This window comes from Devosia sp. (assembly GCF_041917035.1).
Lineage (GTDB): Bacteria > Pseudomonadota > Alphaproteobacteria > Rhizobiales > Devosiaceae > Devosia_A.
Genome location: NZ_JAYRYM010000093.1, coordinates 1 through 13712 on the forward strand (window position 1 = coordinate 1; position 13712 = coordinate 13712).

Genomic DNA, 13712 nt, shown 5'->3' on the forward strand with positions numbered 1-13712 from the left:
GGCAAAGTCACTGCCGGTTCAAGGCGGTAGCGCTAGGGTGCCAATCAGCGTCACGGAGGCTCCGGCCTCCACGGGGAAGACGAAAGGAACCCAACGCGGTCGCCGACCGCACATCAGGAGACTGGACATGAACAAGCTCGCGCTTGCCGCTCTGGCGGCCATATCGCTCAGTGCCGTTTCAACCCTTCCCGCATCGTCCCAGGCCATCATCACGGCCGTGCCGAACTACAACAAGGTGCCGAACACGCCTGGCTACCAGTGCGACGAGCAGATCGGCTACCTGAAGCGCGTCCACCGCGCCGAGGTCGCCGCCGTCGACGACCGCTACCGCGTGTGGGTCACCGAGCTATGCCCGACCTTTGGCCTGCTCCGCTCGGAGGGCAACGCTGCCTACCTGCGGACCACCATCGCCGACAATGACGTGCTGGCCGAGGCGCTGCAGCGCCGGGCCTACTCGGCCGACGACGTGTTCGCCGTCCGCATGATGGGCGACGGCACGGTCGCCCTCTACGTCCACCGCTTCGGCCGCTGAGCCGGCGGGCCATCACTCGATATCAGCAGGGCGTGCGCCGCGGGGCGTGCGCCCTTCGTCGTTTTCCGGGGGGCGCTTCCGGGCGTCCCGGGCCATGAACGCAGTCTGAATGGCCACCTCAGCACCGGTTCAAGCCGGGTGCGGCATAACCGCTCCAACAGATCGAACTCCGGCACCGAAAGGACGCCATCATGAACCGCCACCAGGAAAAACTGCTCGTCGCCACTCTCGCCGGGCTGATCATCGCCGGCGCCGCCACCTTTGCCATCCAGCCCGCGCTGGCCGCCGGCTACGATGTCGACGGTCCCGCCCAGATCACCGGCGTCGAGGACTGGGACGTGCTGAACGTGCGCAAGTGGCCCGCCTCCTATTCCATGCAGGTCGGCGCGCTCGAGCCCCAGACGAGCGTCTGGGTGGAGCGCTGTATCATCGCCCCGCAGGGCGGTTCGGACTGGTGCCTCGTCGAGCAGCAGGACACCCGCGGCTGGGTGAACGCGCGCTACCTGACCCAGATCTACGACGCCGATATCTGAGTTCCTCCCGGCCCCCGGCGGCATGCAAGCGCCGGACGGCCTCCCTGACTGGCCTGACCTCCTACACGTTGACTTTCGCGGCCCGGTAGCGTTCCAGAAGGAACCTCCGGGCCCTTTTCTTTCGGGAGTCGCCAGTGGACGCCAACCCCATCCTCGTCGAGCAGACGCGCGGCGACTATGTCGAGAACCGCCACCGCGGCGCGCTGGTCGTGGCCGACGCCACGGGAAGCATCGTCGTGGCGCTCGGCAATATCGACCGCCCGGTATTTCCGCGCTCGGCGATCAAGTCGATGCAGGCGCTCGCCATGGTCCGGTCCGGGGCGCTCGGACGCTTCGGGCTCAGCGACGAGGAACTGGCGCTGGCCTGCGCCAGCCATCACGGCGAGGACGTGCATGTCGAGGGCGTCACGCACTTTCTGAGCCATATCGGGCTCGGGGCCGAGGCGCTCGAGTGCGGCGCGCACGCCCCGAGCAATGCCCGGGCGCGCGAAGCGCTGCGCCGCGCCGGCCGCGAACCGAGCCCGCTGCACAACAACTGCTCGGGCAAGCACTCGGGCATGCTGTCGGTGGCGCAGGCCCTCGGCGTCGATCCGCACGGCTATGTCGAGCGCACCCATCCGGTGCAGGTGGCCGTGCGCGAGGCCATCGAGACGGTGGTCGGCGAACCGCTGAGCGTCGACCGCTGCGGCGTCGATGGCTGCTCGATTCCGACCTGGGCCGCCCCGCTGCGCGCCTTCGCCCGGGGCTTCGCCCGCATGGCCACCGGCACCGGGCTGCCGACCGATCTCGCCGCCGCTGCCCGCCGCGTCTTCGATGCGGCCACGACTCATCCGCTGCTGGTGGCGGGCACCGATCACCTCGATACCGTGATCATGCAGGCCTTTGGCGGCCGGGTGATGCAGAAGGGGGGAGCCGAGGGCGTGCAATGCGGCGCCATCCGCGACCGCGGCTGGGGCTATGCGCTGAAGATCGACGACGGCAACATGCAGGCGAGCCAGCTGGCGGTCGCCAACCTGCTGGCCCGCCTTGCCGACCCCGATGCGGCGCAGCGCGCCGTGCTCGAGCGCTTCACGCGCCACGCCGTCAAGAATGTCCGCGGCCTGTCGGTCGGCGAGATGCGACCGGCCGCCGCACTGCATTTCTGAACCCAAGACGGACGCCGGCACGGCCGTCCCATCTGCACCGACCCGGCGCGTCCGCCGGCCCACTGGAGGATCACTTGCGTTTCGCTGTCGCCGTCGCCGTCGTCGCCCTTGCCGCTGCCGCTTCCATCCAGACCGGACTCGCCGGTGAGCCCTACACCCCGGCCAGGCTGAAGCCGGCCGAGACCGTCGACCCGCCGGCCGAACTGCTCGACATGGCCCGGCAGTTCCTCGAGGCCGTTCAGAAGGGGGACGGCGACCTGATCGACGCGGCCATCGCCGACAAGGTCACCGCCATCGACGGGGCGCTCGAACTGACAGTGAAGCGGCGCAAGGAGGTGCTGGGCCCCTATGACCGGATCGAGGACATGCTGGTGGCGCTCGCCAACTATATCGGCGGCATCTACGAGCAGCCGGCCGATGGCGGCGACGCGACGCCCTTCGCCATCGAGGCGGAGCGCGAGTACATCGTCGGCTCGCTGACCGACGGGCAGTCCTGGGGCACCGACCCGATGCTCAAGGGGGCGATCTGCACCTATGCCTATCGCAGCTTCGATGCCGCGGCGGTCGGCAGCCTGGCCGAGACGCTGAACACGGCGAGCTCGAGCTTCTTTTATGTCGATGCGCCGGCCGCGCTGCTGGCCGAGCCGAAGGCGGGTGCGCCCATTGTCGCGACGCTCGAGACCGACCGGCTCTACGGCCTCGACTACAAGACCGACGCGCCGGGCCGCTGGATTGCCGTGCACCTGCCGGAGGGCGGCTCCGGCTTCGTCAATTTCGACGAGGTCGCGCTGGAAAAGCCCTATGCGGCCGGCATCTGCTTCTCGAAGGGCAAGGATGGCAAGTGGGTGATGTCGGCGCAGGTGTCGACGAGCCTGTAGACGGAGTCCGGGGGCGCAAGGGGACCGCCCCTCTGTCAAACCACCCGGTTGCCGGCGAGGCTCACATGCGGGTATTTCGCCGCATCGCGCACGAGGTCGTCGCTCGCCACCCGCTCCCATTCGAGGCCGACAATGGCCTGGTCGAGGACGTCCGCGACGAGGTTGCCGGTGATGCTCACCGGGCCGATGGCCGGATCGCGGACGACCGAAACGCCGATGCCGGTGTTGACGCCGCGCACGATATTGTCGGCGATCACGACGTTGCGCAGGAACGGGCCGTTGCCGGCACGGATGCCCATGCCCACGACGCTGTGCACGGTGTTGCCGGTAATCGCGGTATCGGCCTCGGCATAGATGCCGACCGGCCGGGTGTCGGGATTGACCTCCGAGCGCTCGCGGATGTTGCGCACGATGTTGCCGGAGACGGTCGCCACCTCGCCGCCCGAATCCATGTTGGTCACCGAGATGCCCAGCGCCGCCCCGTCGACGATGTTGTCGGCGATCACCGAGCCGGTGAAGGCGAACTCGGAAAAGATCGCGACCTCGCCCGAGTTGGCGCACAGATTGCCCGAAACGATGACGTTGCGTGTCGCGTTGAGGCGGATGGCGGTGAACGCGCAGTCCCGGATCCGGTTGTCGGCGATGATCACGTCGTCGCAGCGGAAGATGTTGATGCCGTTGCCGTTCTGGCCGTTGCCGCCATTGCTGGCGCCGATCCCGGAAATGGCGTTGCCGGCAATCGTCGAGCTGCCGCTGCGGCCGGCATTGCCCCACACGAGGATGCCGCCATTGCCGCAGCCGACGATGCGGTTGCCGGTCAGCGTCAGGCCGCGGCTGTCGAGCGAGAAGATGGCGGCGAGGGCGTGGCCGGAAAAGTCGCAGCCGCTGATCTCGGCCGCCGCATCGTGGATGGCGATGCCGCTGGCCCCGCCGCCGGCGAACTCGCAGCCGGAGATGACGACGCGGTCGCTGGCCTCGATCTCGATGAGGCCGGTTTCGCCGCCCTGTGGCCCGCCGCCGCTGCCGGGACCGAAGCGGATGCCCTCGAAGCGGACATGGGCGCTGCCCGAGACCCGGACCACCGGCCCCGCGCCGGCGGCGCCGAGCACGGTGCCGCCCGGCACGCCCGTCACCAGGATGCTCGAGGGCACGTGCAGGTTCTGCACGAGGTAGGTTCCCGAGGGCAGGAACAGCGGTCGGCCCTCCGACGCGGCCCGCAGCAGCGCGTCCTGCATCGGCCCGCTCTGGTCGTCCGGCGAGCCGGGAACGAGATTGAGCGCCGTGGCGTCGAGCATCTGCGCCCGCGCCGGGGTGGCGAAGGGCAGTGCGGCCAGGCCGATGAGGATGTGGCGGCGCCTCGGGTGCATGGGGGCGAGTGTAGGCGCGCGAGGGTTAATGGGCGGTTGGGGTGGCTGCGACGCCCCCTCCAGCGGCTGCGCCGGTCCCCCTCCCCCGTGAACGGGGGAGGATCGGCTGGGGCGCGATGTCGCCGTTCGCCGATGGTTGTGCCTGGCGAAGGCACCCGGCTATAAGGCTGGACCCAGCACGAATCCGCGGTAAGGCTCCATGCTCGTTCCCGACAAGATCTATCTCGGCACCAGCACGCGGCCGGAATACCTGACGCTGAAATACGGCAACCGGCACGGACTGATCACCGGGGCGACTGGCACCGGCAAGACGGTGACCCTGCAGATCATGGCGGAGAGCTTCTCGGCCGCCGGCGTGCCGGTGTTCTGCGCCGACGTGAAGGGCGACCTCAGCGGTATCGGCGCCATGGGCGAGCCGAAGGACTTCCTGCTCAAGCGGGCCGCCGATATCGGCTTTGCCGAGGAGTATCGCAACGACCGGTTCCCGACCATTTTCTGGGACCTGTTCGGGCGCCAGGGCCACCCGGTGCGCACCACCATCTCAGAAATGGGCCCGCTGCTGCTCAGCCGCATTCTCGATCTCAACGATACCCAGGAAGGCGTGCTCAACATTGCCTTCAAGTACGCCGATGACCAGGGCCTGCTGCTGCTCGACCTCAAGGACCTCAGGGCCCTGCTGATCGAGGTGGCGCAGAACAGCGCCGAAATCTCGGTCACCTACGGCAACGTGGCGACGGCGACGGTGGGTGCGGTGCAGCGGGCGCTGCTGGTACTCGAGCAGCAGGGCGGCGACCAGTTCTTCGGCGAGCGGGCGCTCGAGATCGCCGACCTGATGCGGACGGCGACCGACGGGAGGGGCGTCATCTCGGTGCTGGCGGCGGACGAACTGATGCGCTCGCCGCGCCTCTACGCCACCTTTCTGCTCTGGCTGCTGTCGGAACTGTTCGAGGAACTGCCGGAAGTGGGCGATCCGGACCGGCCCCGGCTGGTCTTCTTCTTCGACGAGGCGCACCTCTTGTTCGACGATGCGCCCAAGGCGCTGGTCGACAAGGTGGAGCAGGTGGTCAAGCTGGTGCGCTCCAAGGGTGTCGGCGTCTACTTCGTCACGCAGAACCCGGTCGATATCCCCGAGGCGGTGCTGGCCCAGCTCGCCAACCGCGTGCAGCACGCGCTGCGCGCCTACACGCCGCGCGAGCAGAAGGCGGTGCGCGTCGCCGCCGAGACCTTCCGGCCCAACCCCGATTTCTCGACCGAGGAGGTGATCACCCAGCTCGGCACCGGCGAGGCGCTGGTCTCGGTGCTGGAGGACAAGGGCATCCCTTCGATCGTCGGGCGCACCCTGATCCGGCCGCCCTCGTCGCGGCTCGGGCCGATCCTGCCGGAGGAGCGTCGGGCCCTGATCGCCAACTCGCCGGTGGCGGGCGTCTACGACACGCCGATCGATCGCGACTCCGCCTTCGAGGTGCTGGGCCGCAAGGCAAAGGAGAAGCAGGACGCCGAGGCCGCCGTGCGGCAGGCAGAGGTGGAACAGAAGCGCCGGGAGGCAGAGGCCCGGGCCGAACGGACGACGGCGCCACGGCGTTCGACCCGCGCCTCGCCGATGGAGGCGACCCTCACCTCGCTCGGGCGGTCGGTCGCCAACAGCCTCGGGCGCGCCCTGGTCCGCGGCATCCTCGGGAGCCTGACCCGTGGCCGCTAGCCCGGCCCCCGCCGGCCGGACGCTGGCGGTCTTCGCATCGGACAAGGGGCCCGGTGATCCCGAGCGGGCGCCGATCATGTCGCAGGTCGGCACCATCCTCGCCCGGCACGGCATGCGGATCGTCTGTATCGCCGACGAGACCCTCGACACCATCCCGCTGGTACAGGCCGCTCGTTCGGCCGGCGGCGAGGTGCTGTTGGTGGCCGACGAAGGCTTCGTGCCGCCGGCGGCGCTGGGCGGTCTCGCCATCGAGCGGATCGACGATCCCGAGGCCCGGCTCAGGCGGGTGGGCGACCTGGCGACCTGCTTCGTCGGCCTGCCGGGCTCGCTGGCTTCGGCTGCAGGGCTCTACCGCGCCTGGCAACGGGTCGGGGCGGGGGCGAGCGGCAAGCCGGTGGTGCTGCTCAACCGCAACCGCGCCTTCGAGGCGATGCGCGGCATGGCCGCCGACATCCTCAGCCACTCGGTGCAGCACTCCGACCGCATCGTGGTCTTCACCGACAATGTCGAGGACCTGTGGAACAAGGTGAGCTGGGCCCTGGGCGTGGCCCGGTAGCCCGGCCAGAAGAATCAGCCCTGCGGCTGCGGTCGCGGACCGAAGAGCTGGATGACATTGCCGTGCCGGGCGAAATCGGGCCGCAGCACCGCCGCCCGGCGCGCCGGCGACACGGCCCTGCGCGGCGCGCGGCGCGCCAGCCGCGCTGTGATCCGCTCGAGCAGGTATTTCGGCGACATCGGCTTGACGATGACCTCGTCGATGCCGGCGGCGATGCACAGGTTCTTGGTCTCGGGGGTGACGCTCGAGGCCAGCGCGATGACCTGGAAGTCGGGCCGCTCGATCCCCGGATCGGCGCGCAGGTCGCGGGTGACGAGATCGGCGCGGGCGTTCTCGGCGTCGAAATCGGTGACCACCAGGTCGACCGGGGCGAGACGCATGTAGATCTGCAGCGCCAGTTCCGATTCGAACGGGCGGACGCGATGGTTCGGTGCGGAGGCGACGACCATCGAGAGGATCGAGCTCAGCGCCGGATTGGCGACGAGAATGGCAATGGTCCTGGTCGGCTCGGCCACGACGCCCTCCCGTGCGGCCCGGTCAATGGTTAACAATTCGTTACCATTGTTCCGTGCGCCGGGGAAGCGGCCGCGCGCGGAACGAAGCCCGGCGCCCCTCAGGCGGTGCTGGCGCGCCTGTGTCCCGATACCTCTGAGCCGGCACCACGCTGCAGGGCGAGGAAGCGGAGCGCCGCGAGGAAGGTGACCGTGCCCATCGCCAGCAGCGCGACCTGGAAGTCGATCACGCCCAGGGCCGCGGCACCGCGACCCAGTTGCGACAGGTTGAGACAGGCGGCGCCGAGCGCCACGCCGAGCACCATCGACAGCTGCTGCGACATGCTCGAGATGGTGGTCGCCGAACTGCGCTGGGCGGCATCGACATCGGCGAAGGCGAGGGTGGCGAGCGCGGTGAACTGCATGGAGCGCGTCGCGCCGGCGATGAACAGCACCGCGACGGTCAGCGGGTAGGGCGTCGACGGCCCGAGCAGGGCGCAGGCGGCGACCGACAGGCCGGCGAGGCAGCCATTGACCACGAGCACCGAGCGGAAGCCGAACCGCCTGAGCGTCGGCGTGGTGATGGCCTTGATGGCGAGGTTGCCGAAGAAGTAGGCGACCACCAGCCCGCCGGCCGACAGCGCATCCATGCCGAACGCCACCTGGAACATCAGCGGCAGCAGGAAGGGCGTGGCATTGATCGCGGCCCGCAGCAGCGCCCCTTCCCGGGCATCGGTGGCGGCAAAGGTCGGAATGCGCAGGGTCCTCAGCTCGATCAGCGGGTGCGACTGGCGCAGCAGCCACCACACGGCGGCCACCCCGCAGAGCAGCCCCGCGCCCACCAGCCCCGTTGCCCAGGCGAGGGGCAGCGTGCCCTGCACCATCGCATCGAAGCCGTAGAGCAGGCTGGCCAGCGTCACCCCGGTGAGCACGAAGCCGCCGGCATCGAAGGGGCGGCGGCGAAACTCCCGGTCGGTCTCGGCGATGCGCGCCACGAGGACGAAGGCGAGGATGCCGAGCGGGATGTTGATCCAGAAGTTCCAGTGCCAGGAGACGTATTCGGTGAGGAAGCCGCCGAGCGCCGGCCCGATCACCGGCGCGAACAGCGCCGGCCAGATGGTCAGCCCGATGGCGGCGACGATCTCGGACTTCTGCGCCGCGCGCAGCACGATCATCCGTCCGACGGGAAACAGCACCGCACCGCCGGCCCCCTGCAGCGCCCGCGCCACGGCGAACTGGCCCAGGTCCTGGGCGAGGCCGCACAGCACCGAGGTGAGGGTGAAGGCGGCGATGGAGGCGAGGAAGACGCGCTTGGCACCGAAGGTGTCGGCGAGCCAGGCCGCCGCCGGGATGCAGATGGTGACGGCCAGCATGTAGATGGTGACGCCGAGGCTCATCTCGAGCGTGCCGACGCCGAAGTCGCGGGCCATCTGCGGCAGGGCGGTGACGATGATCACCCCGTCCAGCATCTGCATGAACAGGGCGGCAGCCACGACGAGCGCGACGTTGCGGGAATGCGGCGTGAGGACGGGGGGCATGGCGGCGGTGGGAGATGGCAGGGAACGCGGCGCGCCGGCAGCGGCCACTGTCAGTCACCCTCGCATGGATCGACCGGACAGGCCACAGCAATTGACCGGCCGTCCTGCTGTTGACGGCCGTCACAACCGGCGCTGTCGAAAGGTGAGAGCCTTTGCTCGGTTGCACTTTGGCGGAACGAGGAAAGGACGATTGCCATGCATGCGCATACGACTGGACTTGGGGCCGGCCTTCTGGCCGCAATGCTGCTGGGCACCGCACCGGCCCTGGCGGTACCCGCCGAGGCGTCGGGAGCCGTCAATGTCCGCTCCGGCCCCGGGACGGGCTACGATATCGTCGACCAGCTCGTGGCCGGCGAAGACGTCGACGTGGTCGAATGCAACGCTGCGGGCACCTGGTGCCGGATCGTCCATTCCGGTCCCGATGGCTGGGTCTCGCGCAGCTATCTCGATGCTCCCGCCGACGCCGGTGACGGCGAGATCGAGTGGGGCGTGGTGATCCCTCTGCCGGGCGGCGGTTCGATCACCTTCGGATCGCCCGGCTTCGAGGACGATGGCGGCGGCGATGGCGGTGGAGGAGGCGGCGTTGCCCGCGCCTGTTTCTACGACCTGCCCAACTACGCGGGCGCCAGTGCCTGCGTGGATGCAGGCACCCATGTGCCGAACCTGCCGGGTGTGTGGAACAACCGCATCACCTCGCTGCAGGTGGAGGGCGGGGCCAGCGTGACGCTGTGCCAGAACCCGGCCTATGGCGGCTTCTGCAACACGTTCGGCGCGGATGTGCCGATGCTGGGCGGGCCGCTGAACAACCAGGCCTCGTCCTACGACGTGACCCCGCCGGCCTTGCCGCGCGTCTGCGTCTACGACCTCGCCAACTTCCAGGGTGACGGCGTTTGCGTCAATGCCGGGGCCAGCGACACCGGTATCGCGCCGGCCTGGAACAACCGGGTGACCTCGATCCGCATCTTCGGTGGGGCGCACATCCGGCTGTGCCAGAACCCGAACTATGGCGGCTTCTGCAACGTGTTCGCCGGCGATGTGCCGACGCTGGGCGGCGCACTGAACGACCAGGGCTCGTCGTATCAGACGTGGTAGCTCACGGCGCGGCGGACGGAGCGGCCTGCCGGCGAAACCGGCGGGCCGTTTCCCCGCCTGCGGGCCGCTCGCTAGTACTCGAAGCGGCCGAGGTAGATGTCCGGCCTGCCCGGCAGGTTCGGACGGTCGAGTGCGGTGGGGAAGAAGCGCGTGCCGGGCAGCGTCGGGACGAGGTCGCGCCGCAGGCAGGTGAGTTCGAAGACTTCGGGCACGCAGACGCCCCCGACCACCACCACCCCGCAGGCATTGTTGCCGTGGACGTGCACCGGAGCGAAGCGGGCGAACAGCCGCCCCAGGGCGGTGCGGGCTGCGGCGTAGAAGGCCTCCTGGTCGACCCGCCACAACCCGTGCACCTCGAGCACGATCTGGGAGAAGGCGCCCAGAGTCTCGTCCGAGACGGACTGCAGCACGGCCCACTCGTCGCCCTCGATATCCATCTTGAGCACGAGGTCGCTGCGGCGCAGGTGCCCGTTCTTGTCCACCAGACTGTCGAGCGTCACCGCCGGCACGGGGCCGGCAGTATTCCCGCCGCCGATCCGCACCCTGTGGAAGCGGAACCGTTCGTGCCCCGTCGGCGAGGCGTCGATCGAGTGGTCGTACTGGAAGACCTCGAAGCCGCGCTCGGCCATGTCGAGATCCCAGGAGACGTCGTCGCCGATGCCGAGGGAATAGGCGATGCCGGCGTCGGGCCTCAGGGTGGAGGTCTCCATGACGTAGCCGCCGTCCGCCGGCCCGCCGACACGCTCGAAGCGGCCGTCGACGGGGTCCTCGATGCGAATCCCGGCAAGGAGGTCGCGCAGCCGCCGGCCGCATTCGGCCGAGTTGCCGAGCTGCGCACGCAGCTCATTCTGCCGGAACCGGGCTTCGAGCACGTCGATCCGATGGAGGACGCGGTCCCGCCGGAGCGCCGCCATCACCAGGGGGCGGACAAGCGCAAGCACCGGCCTCGCCAGGAGTGACCTGAGCCTGGCGAACCAGCGCGGGGGCGAACGTCCCTTCCTGTCCCCAACAGCGAGCGGGGGCGCCTGCCGGCAATTCCGGCAGGCCGCCGCCCGGCCGGCGCCTCAGCGCGCGGCGGCGTACATCTGCTCGACGTATTCCCAGTTGATCAGGTTGTCGACGAACGCCTCGAGGTACTTGGGGCGGGCGTTGCGGTAGTCGATGTAGTAGGAGTGCTCCCAGACGTCGACGCCGAGGATCGGGTGGGCGCCGTGGACGAGCGGGGATTCCCCGTTGGGGGTCTTCGAGATCTCGAGCTTGCCGTCCTTGACCGAGAGCCAGGCCCAGCCGGAGCCGAACTGCGTGGTGCCGGCGGCGATGAAATCGGCCTTGAACTTGTCGTAGCCGCCCAGATCGGAATCGATCTTGGCGAGGATGGCGCCCGGGATCGACTTGCCGCCGCCATTGGGCTTCATCCAGTTCCAGAAGTGGATGTGGTTGTAGTGCTGGCCGGCATTGTTGAAGAGCCCGGCATTCTTGCCGTGCGCAGCTTTCACCACCTCCTCGAGGCTCTTGCCCTCGAGGCCGGAGTCCTTGAGCAGGTTGTTGCCGTTGGTGACATAGGCCTGGTGATGCTTGTCGTGGTGGTACTCGAGCGTTTCCTTGCTCATGTACGGGCCGAGCGCATCATAGGCGTAGGGCAGGGCGGGGAGTTCAAAAGCCATTTTGGGAAGCCTCCTTGAGGATGTTCTTGTAACTGCGGGCCGCTGGGCTGGGTTGCATATAAGCCCTTTGGCATTGCTCGCCAATCCGCGGCGTGGGGGGATTGTGCCAATCCCGCGCACCGGAGCGCAAAGGCGGTGCCTCGACAAAGGATGAAGCAGGTGCTGCAATGACCAAGATCGCCGAACTCAAGAAGCGGCTGATGCACAGCCCCCAGTTCCGCGCTGAGTACGAGAAGGCGGATGCAGAATTTGCCGTCATCGAGGCTCTGGTGAGGGCCCGCACGGGTGCCGGTCTCACGCAGACGGAACTGGCCAAGCGGATCGGCACCACGCAGTCGGCAATAGCGCGACTCGAAGGCGGCGGTACGTCGCCTTCGCTCGCGACCCTGCGACGCTACGCCGAAGCGACTGGAACGAGGCTGCAGGTGAGCCTCGTCGCGGAGTAGACCTACGCCAACCCCATGCACCTGAGCGCGAAGGCGTAGCTCAGGGCCGTTTCCTTGAGCTGGTCGAAGCGGCCCGAGGCGCCGGAGTGGCCGGCGTCCATGTGGGTCTTGAGATAGAGCGGCGCGTCGCCTGTCTTCGTCGCCCGCAGCCTCGCCACCCACTTGGCCGGTTCCCAGTAGGTGACGCGCGGATCGGTGAGGCCGGCGAGCGCGAAGATCGGCGGGTAGTCGATGGCGGCGACCTGCTCGTAGGGAGCATAGGAGGCGATGCGGTCATAGGCCTCGCGGTCGGCGATCGGATTGCCCCATTCGGGCCACTCGGGCGGGGTGAGCGGCAGGGTTTCGTCGAGCATGGTGTTGAGCACGTCGACGAAGGGGACCTCGGCGACTATGCCGGCCCACAGGTCGGGACGCAGGTTGGCGATGGCACCCACCAGCAGCCCGCCGGCCGAGCCACCCTCGGCGACGATGCGGGCCTTGCTGGTGTAGCCCAGCGCGACCAGGGTTTCGGCGGCAGCGATGAAATCGGTGAAGCTGTTCGCCTTGTGCTCGCGCCGGCCGTTCCGGTACCAGGCATAGCCCTTGTCCATGCCGCCGCGGACATGCGCGGTCGCATGAACGACGCCACGATCGACGAGGCTGAGCTTGGAAACCGAGAAACTCGCCGGCATGGCGATGCCGTAGGCGCCGTAGCCGTAGAGCAGGGCGGGGGCGGTGCCGTCGAGCGGCAGGCCCTTGCGGTAGAGCAGCGTCACCGGCACGCGCTCGCCATCCGGCGCGGTGGCGAAAATGCGCCGGGTCTCGTAGTCGGCCGGGTTATGGCCGGACGGCACCTCCTGCTCCTTGAGCAGCGTGCGCTCGCCGGTGACGAGGTCGAGGTCATAAGTGCGCGACGGCGTCGTGGGCGAGGAATAGCTGAAGCGGATCGTGGTGGTGTCGAACTCGAAGCCGGCCGACATCCCCAGCGAGTACGCCTCCTCGTCGAACTTCACGGTCCACTCGGAAGAGCCCTCACCCGGCCCCTCCGGGGCCACCCTCTCCCCTGAGGGGCGAGGGGAAAGCGGACGCACCACGATGCGCGGCAGGCCCTCGCAGCGTTCGAGCCGAACGAGGTGGTGCTTGAGCACGATCAGGTCGAGGATGAGGACGCCCGGCGTGTGCGGGACGAGCTCGACCCAGTGCTCGGCATCGGGGGTATCGACCGGGGCGGTGACGATCTTGAAATCCTCCGCCCCATCGGCATTGGTGAGGATGTAGAACAGCCCGTCGCGATCCTCGATATCGTACTCGCGCTCGGTGAGGCGCTTCGAGATCAGCCGCGGCGCGCCGCCGGTCCGGGCATCGATCACCCAGAATTCCGATGTCTGGTGGTCGTGCGCATCGATGACGATGAAGTTGCGCGACTGCGTCTCGTCGACGCCGACGAAGAAGCCGGGGTCCTTTTCCTCGAAGACGATCTCGTCGTCGGCCTGCGGCGTGCCGAGCACATGCCGGCGGACCCGGAACGGACGGTGGTTGTCGTCGTACTCGGTGTAGTAGAGGGCGCTGGAATCGGCCGACCAGACACCGCCTCCGGCAATGTCCTCGAGCACCTCGCCGGTATCCTTGCCGGTGGCGATGTCGCGGATGTGCAGGTCGTAGTATTCGCTGCCCTGCCGGTCGGCGCTCCAGGCGAGCAGGCGATGGCTCGGATCGTGGTCGCCGCCGCCGAAGCCGAAATAGCCCTCGCCGGCCTCGACATTGCAGTCGAGCAGGATCTCCTCCGGGCCGC

Annotated in this window: 14 protein-coding genes; 8 read left to right on the forward strand and 6 right to left on the reverse strand. The window is 68.8% G+C overall.

The annotated features are described in order from the left end of the window. The first annotated feature begins 127 nt into the window (after positions 1-127). The 4 genes from ACE3TU_RS11280 to ACE3TU_RS11295 all read left to right on the forward strand — a co-directional run bounded on the left by ACE3TU_RS11280 (position 128) and on the right by ACE3TU_RS11295 (position 3088). Positions 128-532: a hypothetical protein gene (locus tag ACE3TU_RS11280; RefSeq protein WP_374624195.1), complete on the forward strand. Its 405-nt coding sequence runs from the start codon at positions 128-130 to the stop codon at positions 530-532. A gap of 191 nt (positions 533-723) precedes the next feature. Next, complete coding sequence (locus ACE3TU_RS11285) at positions 724-1065, forward strand: SH3 domain-containing protein (RefSeq protein ID WP_374624198.1); 342 nt, start codon at positions 724-726, stop codon at positions 1063-1065. A gap of 134 nt (positions 1066-1199) precedes the next feature. After that, positions 1200-2210, forward strand: coding sequence for an asparaginase (locus tag ACE3TU_RS11290; protein ID WP_374624201.1), 1011 nt, complete (start codon positions 1200-1202; stop codon positions 2208-2210). 74 nt (positions 2211-2284) lie between these two features. Next, complete coding sequence (locus ACE3TU_RS11295) at positions 2285-3088, forward strand: hypothetical protein (RefSeq protein WP_374624204.1); 804 nt, start codon at positions 2285-2287, stop codon at positions 3086-3088. 35 nt (positions 3089-3123) lie between these two features. Here ACE3TU_RS11295 and ACE3TU_RS11300 read toward each other — a convergent pair whose 3' ends face one another. Continuing rightward, positions 3124-4455: a TIGR03808 family TAT-translocated repetitive protein gene (locus ACE3TU_RS11300; RefSeq protein ID WP_374624206.1), complete on the reverse strand. Its 1332-nt coding sequence runs from the start codon at positions 4453-4455 to the stop codon at positions 3124-3126. A 199-nt stretch (positions 4456-4654) separates the two neighbouring features. On the opposite strand from ACE3TU_RS11300, the gene ACE3TU_RS11305 reads away from it, so the two are divergent. Further along, the gene (locus ACE3TU_RS11305; protein ID WP_374624208.1) at positions 4655-6154 is read left to right on the forward strand and encodes a helicase HerA-like domain-containing protein; all 1500 of its coding nucleotides are present in this window, start codon (positions 4655-4657) and stop codon (positions 6152-6154) included. Beyond that, positions 6144-6710, forward strand: coding sequence for a hypothetical protein (locus ACE3TU_RS11310; protein WP_374624210.1), 567 nt, complete (start codon positions 6144-6146; stop codon positions 6708-6710). The genes ACE3TU_RS11305 and ACE3TU_RS11310 overlap by 11 nt, the downstream gene beginning before the upstream one ends. A 14-nt stretch (positions 6711-6724) precedes the next feature. Here the strand turns inward: ACE3TU_RS11310 and ACE3TU_RS11315 are convergent, their stop codons facing one another. After that, a complete protein-coding gene (locus ACE3TU_RS11315) occupies positions 6725-7225 on the reverse strand; it encodes a hypothetical protein (protein ID WP_374624212.1) in 501 nt (166 codons plus the stop codon). 98 nt (positions 7226-7323) lie between these two features. After that, positions 7324-8787: an MFS transporter gene (locus ACE3TU_RS11320; RefSeq protein ID WP_374624214.1), complete on the reverse strand. Its 1464-nt coding sequence runs from the start codon at positions 8785-8787 to the stop codon at positions 7324-7326. Positions 8788-8934: 147 nt separating this feature from the next. On the opposite strand from ACE3TU_RS11320, the gene ACE3TU_RS11325 reads away from it, so the two are divergent. Next, positions 8935-9831 (forward strand): peptidase inhibitor family I36 protein, encoded by an 897-nt coding sequence (locus ACE3TU_RS11325; RefSeq protein ID WP_374624216.1) that lies wholly within the window; start codon positions 8935-8937, stop codon positions 9829-9831. Positions 9832-9902: 71 nt separating this feature from the next. On the opposite strand, the gene ACE3TU_RS11330 is transcribed toward ACE3TU_RS11325, so the two are convergent. Together ACE3TU_RS11330 and ACE3TU_RS11335 are read right to left on the reverse strand one after the other, a co-directional pair. Beyond that, positions 9903-10772 (reverse strand): FkbM family methyltransferase, encoded by an 870-nt coding sequence (locus tag ACE3TU_RS11330; protein WP_374624218.1) that lies wholly within the window; start codon positions 10770-10772, stop codon positions 9903-9905. 123 nt (positions 10773-10895) lie between these two features. Beyond that, positions 10896-11495 carry a superoxide dismutase gene (locus tag ACE3TU_RS11335; RefSeq protein ID WP_374624220.1) on the reverse strand — a complete coding sequence of 200 codons (600 nt, stop codon included), beginning with the start codon at positions 11493-11495 and terminating at the stop codon, positions 10896-10898. A gap of 167 nt (positions 11496-11662) precedes the next feature. Between ACE3TU_RS11335 and ACE3TU_RS11340 the strand changes: the two genes are divergently transcribed. Beyond that, positions 11663-11941 (forward strand): helix-turn-helix domain-containing protein, encoded by a 279-nt coding sequence (locus ACE3TU_RS11340; RefSeq protein WP_374624222.1) that lies wholly within the window; start codon positions 11663-11665, stop codon positions 11939-11941. Between the two features lie 2 nt (positions 11942-11943). Here ACE3TU_RS11340 and ACE3TU_RS11345 read toward each other — a convergent pair. After that, positions 11944-13712: S9 family peptidase (locus ACE3TU_RS11345; protein ID WP_374624224.1), on the reverse strand; the 1769-nt coding region annotated here is incomplete at its 5' end.

Bases quoted from the DNA above. Each gene is read 5' to 3' on its own strand.
- ACE3TU_RS11335 (WP_374624220.1), bottom strand. From the start codon at position 11,495: ATGGCTTTTGAACTCCCCGCCCTGCCCTACGCCTATGATGCGCTCGGC.
- ACE3TU_RS11280 (WP_374624195.1), top strand. From the start codon at position 128: ATGAACAAGCTCGCGCTTGCCGCTCTGGCGGCCATATCGCTCAGTGCC.
- ACE3TU_RS11300 (WP_374624206.1), bottom strand. From the start codon at position 4,455: ATGCACCCGAGGCGCCGCCACATCCTCATCGGCCTGGCCGCACTGCCC.
- ACE3TU_RS11340 (WP_374624222.1), top strand. From the start codon at position 11,663: ATGACCAAGATCGCCGAACTCAAGAAGCGGCTGATGCACAGCCCCCAG.
- ACE3TU_RS11325 (WP_374624216.1), top strand. From the start codon at position 8,935: ATGCATGCGCATACGACTGGACTTGGGGCCGGCCTTCTGGCCGCAATG.
- ACE3TU_RS11285 (WP_374624198.1), top strand. From the start codon at position 724: ATGAACCGCCACCAGGAAAAACTGCTCGTCGCCACTCTCGCCGGGCTG.
- ACE3TU_RS11305 (WP_374624208.1), top strand. From the start codon at position 4,655: ATGCTCGTTCCCGACAAGATCTATCTCGGCACCAGCACGCGGCCGGAA.